Annotated in this window: 14 protein-coding genes; 10 read left to right on the forward strand and 4 right to left on the reverse strand. The window is 71.1% G+C overall.

Annotation, left to right across the window (positions count from 1 at the left end; genetic code table 11):
- Nucleotides 1–38: 38 nt before the first annotated feature.
- Together ACWIFB_RS08795 and ACWIFB_RS08800 are read right to left on the reverse strand one after the other, a co-directional pair.
- Complete coding sequence (locus ACWIFB_RS08795) at nucleotides 39–1,337, reverse strand: glycosyltransferase 87 family protein (protein WP_454058020.1); 1,299 nt, start codon at nucleotides 1,335–1,337, stop codon at nucleotides 39–41.
- A complete protein-coding gene (locus ACWIFB_RS08800; RefSeq protein WP_454058044.1) occupies nucleotides 1,334–2,884 on the reverse strand; it encodes a CCA tRNA nucleotidyltransferase in 1,551 nt (516 codons plus the stop codon). Before ACWIFB_RS08800 ends, ACWIFB_RS08795 begins: the two co-directional genes overlap by 4 nt.
- A gap of 177 nt (nucleotides 2,885–3,061) precedes the next feature.
- On the opposite strand from ACWIFB_RS08800, the gene ACWIFB_RS08805 reads away from it, so the two are divergent.
- Entirely contained in the window at nucleotides 3,062–4,126 is a 1,065-nt protein-coding gene (locus tag ACWIFB_RS08805) for a DUF3039 domain-containing protein (RefSeq protein ID WP_452098290.1), read from the forward strand.
- A gap of 12 nt (nucleotides 4,127–4,138) precedes the next feature.
- Here the strand turns inward: ACWIFB_RS08805 and ACWIFB_RS08810 are convergent, their stop codons facing one another.
- Nucleotides 4,139–4,561, reverse strand: a complete 423-nt coding sequence (locus tag ACWIFB_RS08810; protein WP_454058021.1) for a helix-turn-helix domain-containing protein — start codon at nucleotides 4,559–4,561, stop codon at nucleotides 4,139–4,141.
- 66 nt (nucleotides 4,562–4,627) lie between these two features.
- Nucleotides 4,628–4,969: a putative quinol monooxygenase gene (locus ACWIFB_RS08815; RefSeq protein WP_454058022.1), complete on the reverse strand. Its 342-nt coding sequence runs from the start codon at nucleotides 4,967–4,969 to the stop codon at nucleotides 4,628–4,630.
- A 99-nt stretch (nucleotides 4,970–5,068) separates the two neighbouring features.
- Here ACWIFB_RS08815 and ACWIFB_RS08820 point away from each other — a divergent pair, with 99 nt between their 5' ends.
- The 9 genes from ACWIFB_RS08820 (at nucleotide 5,069) to ACWIFB_RS08860 (ending at nucleotide 17,602) form a co-directional block, all read left to right on the forward strand.
- A complete protein-coding gene (locus ACWIFB_RS08820) occupies nucleotides 5,069–6,133 on the forward strand; it encodes an alpha/beta hydrolase (RefSeq protein WP_452098293.1) in 1,065 nt (354 codons plus the stop codon).
- Nucleotides 6,134–6,258: 125 nt separating this feature from the next.
- Nucleotides 6,259–7,638, forward strand: coding sequence for an NUDIX hydrolase (locus tag ACWIFB_RS08825; protein ID WP_454058023.1), 1,380 nt, complete (start codon nucleotides 6,259–6,261; stop codon nucleotides 7,636–7,638).
- Complete coding sequence (locus ACWIFB_RS08830) at nucleotides 7,635–10,331, forward strand: hypothetical protein (RefSeq protein ID WP_454058024.1); 2,697 nt, start codon at nucleotides 7,635–7,637, stop codon at nucleotides 10,329–10,331. The genes ACWIFB_RS08825 and ACWIFB_RS08830 overlap by 4 nt, the downstream gene beginning before the upstream one ends.
- Nucleotides 10,328–12,175 (forward strand): murein biosynthesis integral membrane protein MurJ, encoded by a 1,848-nt coding sequence (gene murJ, locus ACWIFB_RS08835; RefSeq protein ID WP_454058025.1) that lies wholly within the window; start codon nucleotides 10,328–10,330, stop codon nucleotides 12,173–12,175. The genes ACWIFB_RS08830 and murJ overlap by 4 nt, the downstream gene beginning before the upstream one ends.
- An 89-nt stretch (nucleotides 12,176–12,264) precedes the next feature.
- Nucleotides 12,265–14,145 carry a protein kinase family protein gene (locus tag ACWIFB_RS08840; protein ID WP_454058026.1) on the forward strand — a complete coding sequence of 627 codons (1,881 nt, stop codon included), beginning with the start codon at nucleotides 12,265–12,267 and terminating at the stop codon, nucleotides 14,143–14,145.
- 48 nt (nucleotides 14,146–14,193) lie between these two features.
- The gene (gene sigM / locus ACWIFB_RS08845; RefSeq protein WP_454058027.1) at nucleotides 14,194–14,811 is read left to right on the forward strand and encodes an RNA polymerase sigma factor SigM; all 618 of its coding nucleotides are present in this window, start codon (nucleotides 14,194–14,196) and stop codon (nucleotides 14,809–14,811) included.
- A 148-nt stretch (nucleotides 14,812–14,959) separates the two neighbouring features.
- The gene (gene trxB / locus ACWIFB_RS08850) at nucleotides 14,960–15,892 is read left to right on the forward strand and encodes a thioredoxin-disulfide reductase (protein ID WP_230929668.1); all 933 of its coding nucleotides are present in this window, start codon (nucleotides 14,960–14,962) and stop codon (nucleotides 15,890–15,892) included.
- Between the two features lie 32 nt (nucleotides 15,893–15,924).
- Complete coding sequence (gene trxA, locus ACWIFB_RS08855) at nucleotides 15,925–16,269, forward strand: thioredoxin (RefSeq protein WP_454058028.1); 345 nt, start codon at nucleotides 15,925–15,927, stop codon at nucleotides 16,267–16,269.
- Nucleotides 16,270–16,411: 142 nt separating this feature from the next.
- On the forward strand, nucleotides 16,412–17,602 hold the full coding sequence (locus ACWIFB_RS08860; protein WP_454058029.1) for a peptidoglycan-binding protein: 1,191 nt from the start codon (nucleotides 16,412–16,414) through the stop codon (nucleotides 17,600–17,602).
- Nucleotides 17,603–17,815 lie beyond the last annotated feature (213 nt).

Genomic DNA, 17,815 nt, shown 5'->3' on the forward strand with positions numbered 1-17,815 from the left:
GGGCGGGGTCGGGACCGAGAGGATCGGTGCCCGGTGGGTCAGCGCGCGACGGCGTGGTCGAGCAGCGCCGACCTGGCGGGATCCCCGCCCAGGTCCGGCCGGCCGAGCCGGAACGCCCGGACGCCCATGACGACGAGCAGGATCAGCCCCCAGATCAGATACGAGTTGCCGATCAGATGCGCGATCGGACCCCAGCCGAGCTCGGCGTCGGCGTGGTTGGGGAACCACCACTGCGGGGTGGTCAGGAAGATCAGAAGTCCACTGATGCCCAACGCCAGCCAGATCCGCTCACCGTTGCGATCGCCGCCGTCCCCGGCACTACCGCGGGCCGCACGATCCGCCCACACCAGGGTGAGCACCACCGCCGGCACGGCCCACACCCAGTGGTGGCCCCACGACACCGGCGAGCAGAAGAGCGCCACGGTGCCCACCGCGATCGCCGCCGCGACCTCCTGGCCGGCCCGCAGCAACCGCCACGCGACCCACGCGATACCGAGCCCGATCACGCACGAGACTCCGAACCACACCACGGACGCAGCGGTGTCCTCGAGACCGATCCGGTGCACGAATCCGTTGACCGACTGGTTTGACGTGAACGCCAACCCGCCGATCCGGCCCGGATCGCGGATCGCGAACGTCCAGTAGCGGACCGAGTCTTCGGGGGCCAACAGGTGCCCGATGCCGGTGAACGCCAGCGCGGACACGATCGCGGTGGCCAGCCCCCGCCAGTCTCGCCGTAGGAAGAAATAGAGCAGGAAGACCGCCGGCGTGAGCTTGATGGCCATCGCCAACCCGACCAGCGTGCCTGACCACCAGCGCCCGCGGCCGCGGATCACGTCGACCAGCACCAGTGCCATCAGAAAGACGTTGACCTGCCCGAACCCGATGGTCTCGCGCACCGGTCCGAACCACATCGCGACCGCCATCACGGCGAGCGTGATCCACCACAGCTGGGCGACCGGCCGGTCGCAGGTGCGGGTGAGGACCAGTTGCACGACGAACGCCAGCACGATCAGCGTCGCGAGCGTGATGAGCACCGATGCCACGGGCAGCGGCACCAGCGTGAGCAGGGAGAAGATCTGCGCGGACAGCGGGGGATAGGTGAAGGGCAGGTGCGCGCCCTCGGCCAGCTGCGGCAGTTCGCCGTACAGGTCACCACCATCGCGGAAGACCTGCCCGCCGACGCGGTAGACGTCCAGGTCGATGCGGTAGGGCGGGAGTTTCTGCAGGCCCGGGATGCCGATGGTGTGCACGAAAGTGCCCAGGAGGGCGACGACGACGACGATCGCCCGCGCCACCGTCGACGAGAGGTAGCGGTCGACCGCGTTGCCGATCATTCCGAGTCACCCTTCTGACGGTCGGCGGCATCCGCCCCGCCCGCGTCTGCTCCGCCGTTCTGTTCCGCCCACCAGCGCAGGAGTTCGGCCTCGGCCTCGTCCCGGTCGAGCGGTCCGCGGTCCAGCCGCAGTTCCTTGAGGAACCCCCAGGCGCGGCCGACGTCCGGTCCCGGTCCCAGATCGAGGAGTTCCATGATCTCGTTGCCGTCGAGGTCCGGGCGCACCCTGGCCAGATCCTCCTTCTCCTCGATCTCCGAGATCCGGTTCTCCAGAGAGTCGTAGGTGGCCTGCAGCTTGGCCGCGCGCCGCTTGTTGCGCGTCGTGCAGTCGGCGCGCACGAGCCGGTGCAGGCGGGGAAGCAGATCGCCGGCATCCGAGACGTAGCGCCGCACCGCCGAGTCCGTCCACTGGCCGTCGCCGTAACCGTGGAACCGCAGGTGCAGAAACACCAGGCCGGAGACGTCCTCGACCATCTGCCGCGAGTACTTGAGCGTGCGCATCCGCTTGCGGACCATCTTGGCGCCCACCACCTCGTGGTGATGGAACGTCACGCCGCCGCCCGGCTTGGCCGCGCGGGTGGCCGGCTTTCCTATGTCATGCAGCAGGGCGGCCCAGCGCAACACCAGGTCCGGGCCCTCCGGCTCGAGGTCGATCGCCTGCTTGAGCACGGTCAGCGAATGCCAGTACACGTCCTTGTGCTGCATGTGCTCGTCGCGCTCGAGTTTCATACCAGGGACCTCGGGCAGCACATGGTCGGCCAGCCCGGTCTCGCACAGCATGTTGATCCCGTCGACCGGGTAGTCGCCGAGGATCATCTTGTCGAGCTCGACCCGCACCCGCTCGACGGTGATCCTGTCGATCTCCGCCGTCATCTCGGTCATGGCCCGGAAGACGCGCGGCGCGAGGGTGAAGCCCAGCTGGGAGACGAATCGACAGGCCCGCAGCATGCGCAGCGGGTCGTCGGCGAACGACTGCTCCGGGGTGGCCGGGGTGTCGAGCACACCCACCAGGAGGGCGTCCATCCCGCCCAGCGGGTCGACGAACTCGTGTCGCCCGTCGGGGAACAGCCGCACCGCCATGGCGTTGACCGTGAAGTCGCGCCGGACCAGGTCGCCCTCGAGCGTGTCACCGAACACGACCTCGGGATTGCGGCTCACGCCGTCATAGGTATCGGCACGGTAGGTGGTGATCTCGATCTGCTGCTCGATCCCGGACTCGTCCCGCTTCACCGCCGACAGGGTCCCGAACTCTATGCCGGTGTCCCAGACCGCGTCGGCGTACTCGTCGAGGATCGTGCGGACCACATCCGGACGGGCATCGGTGGTGAAGTCCAGGTCCGTGCCCAGCCGACCCAGCACCGCGTCCCGGACGCTGCCGCCGACCAGGTACAGGTCGTGCCCGGCCTCACCGAACGCCTTCGCGAGTGGCGACACCACGTCGGTCAGGTCATTGATCGTGCTCTGGGCACCGGCCAGGAGCCGCAGGCGGCGGGCCTCGAGCTCCTCCGCATTGGTGGGATCAGCCGCAGCACCCGGCCCGTCCTGCAAGCCCGAGAACACCGCGGCGTCATGTCGGTCGGAGAGGGCGCGGCGGTCGGGGGAAGGATCTCGGGCTGTCACAGCGCAGACTTTACCGAGTCACCCCGCCAGCTCCCGTTCCGTGCCTGAAGCAGCGGTAGTCGCATGGGTGCACTAGCCGCCATGGACAGTGGGTACCGTTTCTTTATGACCGAAGTTCGACCGACGCTCGAGGTGCTGAAAGAGCTGGAGAAGAGAGAGCTCCTTCCGCCGACCACGGCCAAGGCGCTGCGGCACGCCCGGAAGGTCGAGGACCCCGCAGCCAAGATGCGACTGTTGGCCGAGCTCGAATTGTCGTCCCTCGACATCCCGCTTCTGCGTGATGCACGGTCGCGGTTCTCCACCGGACGCCCCGACCGCCAAGACGAGATGACCGCCAAGGCCGGGCAGACGATCTACGAGGTCCGCGACCACAGCTCCGCGGGGTGGCGAGGTGCGGTGGTAGCTCCTGACGACGACTGCGCCTGGCTCGTCTACTTCGATGCCCATGACCGCTATCACAGCGCGGGGCCCACCACGATCAACACTAAGTCCAAGAACAATAAACTCGGGCCCAGCGCACTCGACCGCCGGATCCGCGGCCTCGAGCGCGATATCCGCCAGTCATCCCAGGCGCGCGCCGACCTGCTCGGCGCTCTCGTCGATTCACTGATCGCCTCGTCCCACACTACCGCCCGTGTGGTTGTCGAGACGCCGACCCGATTTGCCAGCGCACCCCTGTCTGTCCAGGTGACCGAGGCTCTGGACCCGGAGTGGGATCCCGTCGACGCCCATGAACAGGTGGGCGATCTCGTAGTGCGGATCGGGTTCGGATCGAGCGGGAGCGCCATCCGCGACGAGCTCATCCGGACCTGTGTGCCCTTTCTCCAGCCGGACAGTTCAATGCGGGAGTCAATCATCCGCGACGAGTTGATAGTCCAAATCCTCGTGACCCGGGCCAGCCTCATGCAGCTCCTTGCGACCGAGCGGCCACTACTCCCGGTCGAAGACCGCAAGCCACCCCCGCCGACGACACTGCATTACACGGCTAAGTGGAGCCTGACGGAAGCCTTTGTCACAGGACGGGCCGTCCGCGCGGTGTGCGGTCAGTGGTGGGTGCCTGTCGGTGACGAGTCCACCCACGCGGCCCTTCCGCTGTGCCCCGAGTGCGAGCAGGAAACCCCGTTCGCACAAACGGCACGGGATCTCATTCTCCGCCTCGGCAAGGACTAGAGATAGTCCAGATCAAAGCGCGTCCAGCTCCTCCTGCTCGGTCCCCGACAGCGGCAGGTCCTGCGCAATTCCGCCTCCACTGATCGCATTGGCGACGAGCTCCGCACCGGCCTCACGTGCAGCCATGAACTCTCGGAGATCCGTCATCTTGATCCGCCGGTGCGTTCCGACGCGGTAGAACCGCAGGTCCCCGCGATCCATGAACGACAACAGGTGCGGACGACTCATCTTGAGAAGCTCTGCCGCCTGATTGGGACTGAGTTCCGCATCGTCGGCCACCAAGCCGATGTCCGCCCCGCGCGCAGTCGCCGCGAGAACGTTCTGCAAGAACACCGACAGCGGAGAATCCTGGTCGGCCGCGATGAACTTCTCCGCACGCCGACGATCGTCATCAGAGATCGAGGTGGCGGAAATGGTGGCAGCTGTCAGTGACATGAGGAACTCTCCAACGGTATTAAGTGTAATAACTGTAACTTCCGGGGGAAGGCCTGGCAAGTGTCCTCAGTCGGCGCCGCTCCCCGGCCCGGGCTCCTTGGACCACAGCGGCTCGACCGGCTCGACCTCCGGCGGCCCGCTCAACAGATGCCGGGACTCCTCGAGGTACCGCAGGTAGGCCGGGTTCCCGAGGAACTGCTGGGCCGCCGCGGCGTCCCGGTAGTGCTGGAAGATCAGCAGCTCGTCAGGATCCGAGTACGAGGCACACAGCACGTAGGCCACATGACCGTCGTTCTCGGTCACCGCCTCCGGCATGTTCCTGCGCCACGCCTCGATCAATTCGTTCCGCTTGCCCGAAATGGCGCGGTGGCGAAGGACCAGGGCGTGCGCCAGGGGAGCGGAACTCATACTTCGGACTCTAGCCGTACTGACCACGGACGTTGTGTCGCCGTTCGCCATCACGAGACGGGGTACGACCCCCAGGGGTCTGCAACTAGAGTGACGGGTGTGTCTCGTCGTCGTACTTCTCTCCTCCCGGTTCCCACCACCGTCGCGGTCACCGTGGCGGCGTCCCTCGCCCTGACCGGCGCAGGTCTGCCCGCCGCCGGCGCGCAGTCCGCCCGCGGCGTCGACACTTCGACGGCGCTCGGCTTCACCACCTCACCGCGCCCCACCGCGGCGCCGCCGGCCGACACCTCCCGGCCGCAGCTCCTGCGCGTCCAGCCGATCGAGGGCCGCAAGGTTCTCGCCGACGTGTGGTCGCCGTCCATGAACAAGGCCGTGCCCACCTTCCTGGTACTCCCGCCGAACCCCGGGCCGGCGCCGCTCCTGCTCCTACTCAACGGCGTCGGCGGCGGCGAGGATCACGTCGGCTGGGCCTATCACACGGATTACCAGGACTTCTTCGCCGACAAGCAGGTCCTCGTGGCCAGCCCCGAGGGCGGGCGCTTCAGCCTCTACACCGACTGGCAGCGGCCCGACCCGGTGCTCGGCGTGAACCGGTGGCACACCTTCCTCGACGACGAGCTGCCCGCCGCCCTCGCCAGCGGATACGCCCTGAACGGCACCCGCGGGGTGATCGGCGTGTCCATGTCGGGCGGGCCCGCGCTGACGCTCGCCGCGACCAGCCGGCACCACTACGCGGCGGCGGCCTCGCTCTCCGGGTTCCCGGAGGTCTCCACCCCGTTCGGCCGCGCCGCCATGACCGCGATGGTCGGCCGCGGCGGCGGCAACGTCCTCAACGCGTGGGGCCCGCCCGGCGACCCGGCGTGGGTGATCAACGACCCGTCCCACGACGTCGAACGACTCCGCGGCACCGCGCTGTACCTGGCGTCCGCGCCCGGTAACCCCGGCCCCAACGACCAGCCGGAGATCGGCTCGGCGACCTTCTCCATCGGCGCCGGGACCGAGCTCGCCTCCGACCTGGGGACCCGCCACATGGCCGAGGCGCTGCGGACGGGCGGCGTGCCGTTCACCTACGACCGATACGACAACGGCGCCCACACGTTCGCCCTGTTCAATCGGGAGCTGCGGGATTCGTGGCGGGTGGTCGGGCCGGCGCTGGGCGCCTGAGATCCCGGCCCGGGCCGCGGCCGAACCGGCGAGCGTATCGGGCATCCGCGCGCGCGGATGATGCGTTCGTGTGACCCACCGGCCGGGATTGCCGAACCTCAGACCGTGGCCGGTAGCATCGATGGGTGTCCGAAGCCGATCATCCCTCCGAACCGCGTGCCAACGCGTCGCGGCGGCGCCGTGCCCGTCGGCCCGCAGGTCCGGGAACGGGCGGCGGTAATTCCGCAGTTCAGCGCACCGATCGCGGCTCCGGTTCGGGCGGCGGGGGCCAGCGTCCGCACCAGGGCGAGAAGAAGAACCCGTCCGCACAGAACTCCTCCGGCGGTTCCGCGCAGCAGTCCGGCAAGGGTGACCAGCCGGGCAAGGGCGGCCAGTCCGGCCAGTCCGGCAGGGGCGCCTCGTCCGGCGCGGGCGCGGACGGACAGCCACGACAGGGGCGGCGGCGTCGGCGCGGCGGTCGGGGCCGTCGCGGTGGCCGCGGCCAGAACCGCCCGCTCGACACCCAGAAGCAGCAGGGTGGCGACAGTACCCACACGGTGAAATCCGGCGACGGCACCGCGGGCGCGACCTCCCGCCAGAGCGGCCGGCACCCCCGCAACTCCAACCGGCCCAAGGCTGGCTCGGGCTCGGGCTCAGCCCAAGCCGCCTCCGCCAGCACCACCCGGTCGGGTCCGCCCGCGCGCTCCGGCGCCAAGGCCGGCGCCAAGCCCGGTGGTAAGAACACCGGCAAGAATCCCCGCGGCGGGCGTGGGGGAGGGCGGCACCCGCGCAGCGGCCAGCGCCTGCGCACGGTCCTGGAGACCTCGGCCGGCGGCCTCGTCGTGCGCGGCCTCGCGCGGGCCGGGGGCGTCGAGCCCGATCCGGATCTGTCGCTGCTGGAGGTCGCGCTCATCGGTCGGCTCGACCGGCGCGGCCGCATGCTGTGGTCGATGCCCAAGGGGCATATCGAGCCGGACGAGACCGTGGCGGAGACTGCCCGGCGCGAGGTGCTCGAGGAGACGGGCGTTGACGGAACGGTCCTGGCTCCGCTCGGCACGATCGACTACTGGTTCGTGGCCGAGGGCCGCCGCATCCACAAGACGGTCCACCACCACCTCATCCGGTTCGACCACGGCGAGCTGTGCGACGAGGACCCGGAGATCACCGAGGTCGCGTGGGTGCCGTTCGAGGATCTGCCGCGGCGGCTGGCCTACCCGGACGAGCGTCGCCTGGTGGAGACCGCGCGGACGCTGCTGCCGGACCTCGCCCGCGCCGAACTCGCCGGGCGGAACCCCGGGGCCGGGGCCGCGCAGGTGGTCGATCCGTCGCGTCGCGCCGACGGACCCGAGCCGGTGCGGCACTCCGGACGCGGCCACGGCAGTCCCGCCGGCGCCCAGAACAACCGCAACAACGCCCGGCACGACGGCGGTGGCGGTGGCGGCGGCGGGCGCCGCGGTAAGCCGCACCCCCGGGTGCCCCGACCGTCCGCCTCCCGCGACGACGCGCCGGAGGAGTCGACGCCGTGACCCGCAGTCCGGGAGCGCGCGTCGTCCGGGCGCTCGTCCCGGTGACGCTCAGCGCCGCCCTGGCCGCGGCGCCCCTGTGGGGCGTGTCGCCGATCCCCTCCGCGCAGGCGATCACCCCGGAACAGGCGACGGCCGCGGGCTACATCCCCAACCCGGCCCCCGCGTTCGCGCGCATCGCGATCGACGAGATCACCCCGCGCGTGCTGGCCGGCAACACCTCCGGCGGCGGCATGGCGGCCGGCACGGAATCCGGCGTGCCGGTGGTGACGGTGTCCGGCACGGTGACCAATGTCGGTGACACTCCTCTCGAGGCCGTGGACGTGCGGCTCCAGCGTGGCCCCCGCGCCACCGACGCGTCGGCGGCGCGCGATGCGCTCGTGTGGTCCGAGCCGTCGTTCGGGGTGCGTGGCGAGTTCGAGCGGGTGTCGGAGTCGCTGGCCCCGGGGGAGTCGGTGCCGTTCTCCCTGTCCATGCCGGCCAGTGCCGTCCCGGGCGGAACAGACCCCGATCTGCAGCTCACGGAGCCGGGCGTCTATCCGCTTCTCGTCAATCTCAACGGCACACCGCAGGGCGCCGCCCCGGCGCGCCTCGACGACGCCCGCACCCTCCTCCCGGTGCTCGAGGCCCCACGTCCCTCGGGGCTGTCAGGGGTCGACGACGACGACGAGATCGCCCCCGCCCCACCCGCGGTGACTCCCGGACCGGCCCCCGCGTCGGTCCCGCTGACCCTCCTCTGGCCGCTGGCCTCGGCACCGACCCGGATCGCCGCGGTGCCGGGGGCGGACGGGCCGGACCCGGTGGTGATGCTCACCAACGGTTCGCTACTCGACGAGCTGTCCGACACGGGCCGGCTCACGGGTCTGGTCCGGGCGGCCGACGAGGCGTTCTCCGGGCCGGGCGGCCAGGAGCTCCGGCGCGCGACCTGCCTGGCGGTGGACCCGGACCTGGTGGGCACCGTGTCGCAGATCGCGGACGGGCGGACGGTACTGATCGACGACGGCAACGGACCCGTCGTGCCCGAGGAGGAGCGGTCCCGCTCCGGCAGGGAGGGCGAGCGCCGCCCCTCGACCCCGGCTGATCCCGGAACCGTCGCCGCCGACGCCGGGCGCTGGCTCGACGAGCTGCGGGCGCTCGCGGACGGCGGCTGCGTGGTGGCGCTGCCCACCGCGCAGGCCGATCTCGAGACCGTGGCGCAGGTCGGCTCGCCCGAGCTGACCCGGGCCGCTCTCGACCGCGGGGAGGTGATCGAACGGATCATCGGGGTAGAGCCCCTGTCGAACGTCGTGGTCCCGGCCTCGGGAACCCTCACGCCGGGGGCGGCCACCGCGCTGACGGGCCAGGGGTCCACCGCGATCGTGGCAGCGGCTTCGACCCGCACCGACACCGGGCTGATCCCGCCGCCGGGGATGGTCAGCCTGGCCGGGACGCCCGGACAGCGGGCGTTGACGTACTCGGACACCGTCGGTTCGGCGCTGGCCGCGACCGGCGAGGTGCCGGAGAACCCCCGCTACTCGGATCCCACCACGCGGTACTGGCTGACCGCCGACTCCGCGCAGGCCCGCCTGCAGGACGCTCGCGCCAGCCTGTTGGCGCCGCTTGTGGACGTGGCCGATGCCACCCCGAGCGACGCCGGGTCCGCGGGGGACTCCGCCGCGAGCCCCGCCGGGACACTGGCCGACGCCGCCGGGGCCGCCCCGGCAGCCGGTGAGGATGCGTCGGACACCTCCGAGCCGACGACGTTCGTCCCCGGTACCCCCGCCGCCGAGGCGGTCGAGCAGGGGGTGCTGGCGGTGCCGCCGCAGGTGTGGTCGATCGACCGCGATTCCGCCGGCTCACTGCTGGAGACGCTCGGCGAGCAACTCAGCGCGGGCCGCATGCGCGCGACGCCACTGTCCGACCGGCTGAGCGGCCCCGTCACCGTGCCGGACGGCTCGCTGGCCCCGGACCCGACCGGCGCCACGGACCCCGGCGAGGTGGACCCGTTCGCCCAGGACCCGGGCGGATCGACCGCGCAGCGGCTGGCCGCGGCGCTCGACGGGATCGGCACGCTGCGCTCGCTGGTCGACACCTCGGATCCCACCTCGTCGGGTGCCGCCGACCACCTCGACCCCCTCCTGGGCGACGCCCTGCGCGCGATCTCGGCGACGGGTCGGCGGGCCGGGGGAGACGGTGTGACCGTCGAATCCGGGACCGGCTCCGCCGCGCGGCTGCGTATCGTGAACCGGCTCGACCGGCTGCGCGACACCATCGACGCCTCGCTCGCCCGCGTGGACCTGCTGCCGCCGGGCAGCGTGTTCACCATGGCCAGCCCCAACAGCCCGCTGCTGCTGGTGATCCGCAACGGACTGCCGTTCCCGGTGCGAGTCGATGTCGACGTCGCCGCGCCGGAGGACCTGCACGTGGACCCCGTGGGCACGGTCCAGCTGCCGGCCGCCGGGTCGCGGACCCTCCAGGCGCCCACCCAGTCCGATGCCGGCGGTGGCGCCCGCCGCGCCGTGTCCTTCGCCCTCACCACCCCCGACGGCCGGCCGCTGTCGCAGCCGGTGGAGCTGTCCGTGCAGACCGGCGGCTACCCGGTGGCCCAGGGGTTCGCCCTCGCCGCGGCGACGCTCGCCCTCGTCCTCGGAGGCCGTCGGTACCTGCGCTACCGTCGGGGGATCCTCGATCCCGCGGATGAAGGGCACCGACCGTGAACGACGAGCAGGGTCCCCCCGAGCCCGGACTGCGCAGACCCGACCCCGGCCTCCGGGGCCGGCGGCGCGAGGCGGGCAGCAGTGTGGTGCCTTCGCGCCCCCTGGCCCCGCCGCCCGTCGCCGACTCGTTCTCCCCGGACGCCTTCTCGGCGCAACGAATGGCCCCGGCCCGCGAGGCCGCGGATCCCTCCGAGCCCCCCGGCGGCGGGATCGGCCGTCGGACACGCGACTCCTCCGACGCCTCCCTGATGCGGTCCACCGGCTCGATGGCCGTGGCCAACCTCGCCAGCCGCGTCACCGGCTTCGTGCGGATGATCCTCATCCTGACGGTGCTCGGCCCGGCCATCGCCTCGGCGTTCAACACCGCCAACACGCTTCCGAACATGATCACCGAGCTCGTCCTGGGCTCCGTGCTCACCGCCATGTTCATGCCGCTGCTGGCCAGATCCGCCCAGGAGGACCCGGACGGGGGAGTGTCGTTCATCAGACGACTACTCACCGTCACGTCGGTGTTGGCGCTGGTGGTGACGGTGATCGCGGTGGCGTGCGCGCCGCTGCTCACCGAACTGAACCTCGGCGACGGCGAGGTCAACACCTCCCTCGCCACCGCGTTCGCCTTCCTGCTGCTGCCGCAGATCTTCTTCTACGGCGTGTTCTCCGTGATGCTCGCGGTCCTCAACTACAACGGCGTGTTCAAGCCCGGGGCGTGGGCGCCGGTGTGGAACAACCTCGTGGCCATCGCCACGCTCGCCCTGTTCGCCGTGGTCGGCACCGGCATCGACGCGAACGCACCGGTGAACCTGCTCAGTGGGCCCATCCTGCTACTCGGTCTGGGCACCACCCTCGGTGTGGTCATCCAGGCCCTGGTGCTCGTCCCCGCCCTGCGCCGCGCGGGTGTCGACCTGCGTCCCCAGTGGGGCCTGGACCCCCGCATGAAGCAGTTCGGCGGGCACGCCCTGGCCGGCGTGACGTACGTGCTCGTCTCGCAGGTCGGTCTGGTCATGACCAACCGCATCGGGGCGGCCGCGGACGAGGCCGCCATCGCTATCTATCAGACCTACTGGCTCCTGCTGCAGGTGCCGTACGGGATCATCGGCGTCACCCTGCTCACCGCGATCAACCCGCGGCTCGCGGACAACGGCGTGGCCGGCCGCGACGACGCGGTGGTCCGGGACATCTCCCTCGGCACCCGCCTGTCCATGTTCGGTCTGCTGCCGATCATCGCGTTCATGACCGCGTTCGGTCCCGTCGTCGCCACCGGTTTGTTCCGCTACGGCAACTTCGACTCCCAGAGTGCCGACATCCTCGGCCTCACCCTGGCCTTCGGCGCGTTCACCCTCATCCCGTACGCGGTGGTCCTGCTGCAGCAACGCGTGTTCTACGCCCGCGAGGACTACTGGACGCCCACGATCATGATCCTGGCGATCACCGTCGTACGCGTGGTGCTGTCGTTGATCGTGCCGATGGTGGCCGACGAGCGCTCGCACGTCGTGGTCGGTCTGGCCCTGGCCAACGGCATCGGCTGGGTCGTGGGCGCGGCGGCGGGCTACATCCTGCTGCGCCGCGGCCTGGGCCCGCTGCGGGGCCGCGAGACCCTGCGCTCGGCGGCCTGGACGCTGGGCGCCTCGATCGCCGGTGCCCTGGTGGCGCTCCTGGTCGACCGGATACTGCCGATGGACGCCCTCACCGACGCGATGGGCAGCATCGGCTTCGTGATCCGCGCGGGGGTGGCCGGCGTGGTGACTCTGGTCGTGACCGGACTGATCCTGTCCCGCTCCCGACTTCCCGAGCTCGACACCGTCGCCCCCATCGTGCGCGGACTGGTGGGACGTCTGCGGCGATAGTCGATTAGGGGGCCGGGCGGTACGTACACTCGGGACGTCATAAGCGGTAGCGGCGGGCGGGCGGCCACGCCAGGCGAGGAGGGCTCCGGGTGGGCGAGAACACAGAGGGTCCGGCGCGCGGCACGCGCGGCGACGTCCCCACCCCGCCGCGACTGACGGTCGGGGGGCTCGTCGCGGGCGGCCGCTACGAGCTGCTGGAGCGCCACGGCGGGGTGGCCGGTCAGTCGTTCTGGAAGGCGCGGGACAAGCGCCTGGGCCGGACGGTCGCCCTGACGTTCGTCGATCCGCTGCCGGGGGAGACCCCGCCGGGCTCGGCGACCGGTGTGCTGGACCGGACGGTCGCGCTGACCGCCGTCTACTCCGATGGTCTCTCGCGGGTGCTCGACGTGATCCGCGGCCGCGCCGGGGGCATCGTGGTGACCGAGTGGATCCCCGGCACGAGCCTGGCCGCCGCCGTCGCGAACCCTGACCCCGGCTCCGCCGTCGGCGCGGTGTGGGGGCTGTCCGATGCCGCGACGCACACCGAGGAGGCGAACCTGGCCCTGGGCCTGGACTCCCCGGACCGGGTGCGCCTCACCGAGGACGGGCGCGCCGTCCTGGCCTTCCCCGGCGTGACCGCCGACGTCGACGCACGCAGCGACGTACGCGGATTGGGCGCCGTGCTGTACGCACTGCTCACCGGGGCGTGGCCCGTGGAACTTCCGGAGGGCACCGACGGGCACGAGCACGTCGACGGTCGGCCGGAGGCCGCCCCACGGGACGACGACGACGAGCTCGTCGACCCGACAGTCGTCAACCCGGATGTGCCGCCCGAGTCGGCGGTGCTGGCCATGCGCTCGCTCGACGGGTCGGCGGTGAGCTCGGCGGCCACCGTGCGGTCGATGGTCACCGACCGCACCGGCGGGCCGGTTCGGGCCCACCGCTCCGCGGCCGCCGGGGCCGCAGGTGTCGCCGGAGTCGCGAGTGTCGCGGGTGTCACTGGTGTCGCGGCCGGTGCGCGCGCCGCGGGCCTCGGGGGCCACGCCGGGGCGACGACGCCGGCCGCCACATCCGCATCCGCGTCCGGAGGGTCCGCGGGCGCGTACCCCGGGTCCTCGGCGGGTGCCGGGGGAGTGGGCGGGGACGCGGCGGCGGCCTCGTCGTCGTCGTCCTACCCCCCGGGGGCCGGATCCTCCTCGCCGCAGGATCCGGACCTGGGTTTCCCCGCGGACACCTCTGAGCGGTCCTGGTCCGACACGGCCGACGAGCCGGATCCGGATGTGCTGCGACGCCGCTGGCAGATCATGGCCGGTGCCGGCGCGGTGGCCGTGGTGGCCATCGTGCTGCTGTCGGTCTGGATGCTCGGCGCCCTCGGCAACGACCGGAACAACACGCCGCTCTCGCAGCAACTCGACGCGATCGAACGCGCCGCTCAGGCCAGCCGTTCCTCCGAGGCCGCGGCGCCGCCCGCCGAGGACGAGGGGACCGGTGGCTCCGGGGCCGACAGCGCCGAGAAGCAGGACGAGGCATCCCTGAGTCCCCTCCCGGTCACGACCGTCACCTCGTGGCAGCCGGCGTCATCCAACGGCACCGCGGAGAACTCGTCGAGCGCCCCGAACGTGATCGACGGCAACCCCTCGACCTCGTGGTCGACCGACACCTACCGCAACCAGTTCGGCAACTCGGCGTCGTCGTACAAGGCGGGCATCGGCCTGATGTTCACGCTCGACAGCGCCGAGAAGGTGCGGGAGCTCGAGATCTCCGCCGACGAGGACATCCGCTTCGAGATCCGGGCCGCCGAGAGCGCCTCGCCCACCTCCCTCGACGACACCACGCGCCTGGGCTCCGGCCGGGTCGAGGACGGGAAGGCGACCGTGACCATCGAGGACGCCGACGAGACCGAATACCTGCTCCTGTGGATCACCCGACTCGGGGCCGTGGGACCGCAGGCGTACCAGGCCGCCGTCACCGAGGTCGACGTGCTGGGCTGACCGGCGGCGGGAACGTGACCTCCCCATACGCCGCGGGGGCGGAATATCGTGACGCCCGTGAACACTGGTGCCGTCGTCGCCCCTGGTGTGCGCACCACCCGCACCCCACTGGCCGCCGACTCCCCGCTGACCGACGCCGAGTTGCTGGACGCCCACGTCACCGGCGACCCGGACGCGTTCTCCGCCCTCGTCCGCCGACACTACGACTACCTGTGGCGGCTGGCGATCCGGACGTCCTTCAACCGCGATGACGCCGCGGAGGCACTGCAGGAGGCGCTCGTCTCGGCCTATCGCCGCGCCGACTCGTTCCGGCACGCCTGCCCGGTGCAGGGCTGGCTGTACCGGATCGTCGTCAACGCCTGCCTGGACAAGATGCGGGCCCAGCGGCTGCGCACCCACAGCCAGCTCACGCCGGCACTGCACGAGCAGGTCTCCCTGCGCGACCACTTCCATCAGGATCCGGCCTACGCGATCATCGTGGCCGAGGCACTCTCCGCGTTGCCGGGCGATCAGCGCGACGCCGTCGTCGTCGTCGACATGCTGCGGTGCTCCGTCGCCGAGGCCAGCCATCTCCTCAACGTCCCCCCAGGCACCGTCAAGAGCCGCTGCTCGCGGGGGCGCGCCAAGCTCAGCGTGCTCCTCGAGGGTGTCGCGGTCACGCGCTGAGCGCGAGGCACCGCCGCCGCCACCCCCGGCGGGAACAAGCCGAACGCGCCGGGTGTTATGCCGGGTGGAGTTCAGACGCGGTGATTCCGACTCCGACCGTCTGATCACCGTGCGCCCGACCGCCGCCCCGAAGGAGTCAGAAGAAGCAATGAGCGAGACCATCCACGACGTGATCATCGTCGGATCCGGCCCGGCCGGCTACACCGCCGCCATCTACTCCGCGCGCGCCGAGCTCAAGCCGCTGGTGTTCGAGGGTTCGCAGTTCGGTGGCGCGCTCATGACCACGACGGACGTCGAGAACTTCCCCGGTTTCGCCGAGGGCATGATGGGCCCCGACCTCATGATGCAGATGCGCGAGCAGGCCGAGAGGTTCGGCGCCGACCTGCGCATGGAGGACGTGACCGGCATGGACCTGGCCGGTGACGTCAAGATCGTGCGCGTGGGCGAGGACGAGTACCGCACCCGCTCCGTGATCCTCGCGATGGGCGCCGCCGCCCGCTACCTCGGCATCCCGGGGGAGCAGGAGTACCTCGGGCGCGGCGTCAGTTCCTGCGCCACGTGTGACGGCTTCTTCTTCCGCGACAAGCCGATCGTCGTGGTCGGTGGCGGAGACTCCGCGATGGAGGAGGCCACCTTCCTCACCAAGTTCGGCTCGTCGGTGACGATCGTCCACCGCCGCGAGGAGTTCCGCGCCTCCAAGATCATGCTCGAACGCGCCCGCGAGAACGAGAAGATCGACTTCATCCTCAACGCGGCCGTCGACGAGGTCATCGCGGGCCAGAACGGCTCGGTCGAGAAGCTGCGACTCCGCGACACCGTGACCGGCGAGACCCGTGAGCTGGAGACCGCCGCCATGTTCGTGGCCATTGGTCACGATCCGCGCTCCGAACTGGTCCGCGACCAGGTCGAGATCGACCAGGACGGCTACGTCCTCACCGGCGAGACCACCGTCACCTCCATCCCCGGCGTCTTCGCGTGTGGCGACCTCGTCGACCACCGCTACCGCCAGGCGATCACCGCAGCCGGCTCCGGCTGCTCCGCGTCCATCGACGCCGAGCGCTGGCTCGCCGAGCAGGCCTGACCACCCACCGCATCCCCGAAAGGACCACCACCATGGCCGCCACCCCGAACATCGTCGACGTGACCGAGACGGACTTCGCCGACTCCGTGCTCACCGCCAGCGGCTCCAAGCCCGTGCTGGTGGACTTCTGGGCGACCTGGTGCCGCCCGTGCACCATGATGGCGCCGGTTCTGGACGAGCTCGCCGGGGCCGAGGCCGACAAGCTGACGGTGGCCAAGGTGGACGTCGAGGCCAACCAGGAACTGGCCGCCGAGTATCAGATCACCGCCATCCCGGCGATGCTGCTCTTCTCCGGAGGCGAGGTCGTGAAGCGCATCACGGGCGCCAAGTCCAAGTCCGCTCTGCGCACCGAGCTCGGGGACGTTCTCGGTAGCTGATCAGCGCGTCTTTCGCGTCTGCGAGCACTTCGGGGCCGCATCGGCCGGGTGTCCCCACCCGACCGGTGCGGCCCCGGCATCCGGGCGCCTGAACCGGTAGGTTCGTCCTGGTACCCATCAGTAGACGTGCAGGAGGACCCCCATGGCGTGGCGACGTGGTGACCGCGGGCCCGAGGTGGCCGCTATCCGGGCCACGCTCGCGGGCATGGGACTGCTGCACAACATCGAATCCGTCGGCCTGACCGAGCCCGAGGCCGGCTCCGTCCTCGCCCGCACGGACGCCGTGTTCGACGCCGACCTGGAGGCCGCGGTCCTGGCCTTCCAGCAGGCCCGGGGCCTCATCTCCGACGGAATCGTCGGCCCCGCCACCCAGGCCGCACTCGCCGACGCCAGCTACGTCCTGGGCACCCGCGATCTCAGCTACATCGTCTCCAAGCCGATGGCCGGGGACGACGTCGCCCAGCTCCAGCGGCGGCTCGGTGAGCTCGGGTTCTACGCCGGGCTCGTCGACGGCACCTTCGGTGCCCTCACCCATGGGGCTGTCACCGACTTCCAGCGGGACTGTGGGCTGTCCGCGGACGGCGTCGTCGAGGTCGAGACCCTCGACACCCTCGGACGTTTCTCCACCCTGTTCAAGGGCGGCGACGTGGCATCGCTCGTGGAGAAGGAGCGGGCACGGTCCTCCGGCCCCATGCTCGCCGGCAAGCGCATCGTCCTGGACCCCGGCCCGAGCGGTTCGGAGAACCCGATCCGGATCGACACCCCCTACGGGACCATCACCGACGCGGAACTGCTGTGGGACATCACCCAGCGGCTGTCGGAGCGGATGAACCAGGCGGGCGTCGAGGTGTTCCTCTCCCGCCCCGAGGCGATGATCCCCACCGATCCCGAGCGCGCCGAGATCGCCAACGCCTTCAACGCGGATCTCATCATCTCGCTGCGCCTGGACCGGCACCCGAATCCCGTCGGCAACGGCGTGGCCACGTTCTACTTCGGTAACTCACTCGGCTCCGAGTCGATGCTCGGTGAGGCACTGTCGGGTTTCGTGCAGCGGGAGATCGTGAGCCGGACAAGCCTGCGGGACTGCCGCACGCACGGCCGGAGCTGGCAACTGCTGAGGATGACCCGCATGCCGTCAGTGCAGATCTACCTCGGCTACGCCAACAGCGCCGGCGACCTGGAGATTCTCGGGGACCGGGCCGCGCAGGACACGATCATTGACTCGATCCTGGTGGGCGTCAAGCGCCTGTACCTCCTCGACGAGGACGATCACACGACCGGGTCGATGTCCGTCGACGACCTCATCAACTACGAGCAGGGCCAGCGGGGCTGACCGGCTCCTGCTCGCTCGTTCCGGCCGGTCCCGATCTCCAGGGCTGATCCGCTCCTGTTCACCTCGCCTGCCGGCTCTTCATCACCCGGAACCCGGATTGCCACGCGTATAGCCGCCCGGGCCGGCTCGCGCATAACAGGCCGGATTGGCTCGCTCCGGGCGTGAGCGCGCGGATCGGTGCCCGGGCTACCCCGGCGTCCTGCCGCTTCTCTG

The sequence above is a fragment of the Dietzia sp. NPDC055340 genome, assembly GCF_053645335.1.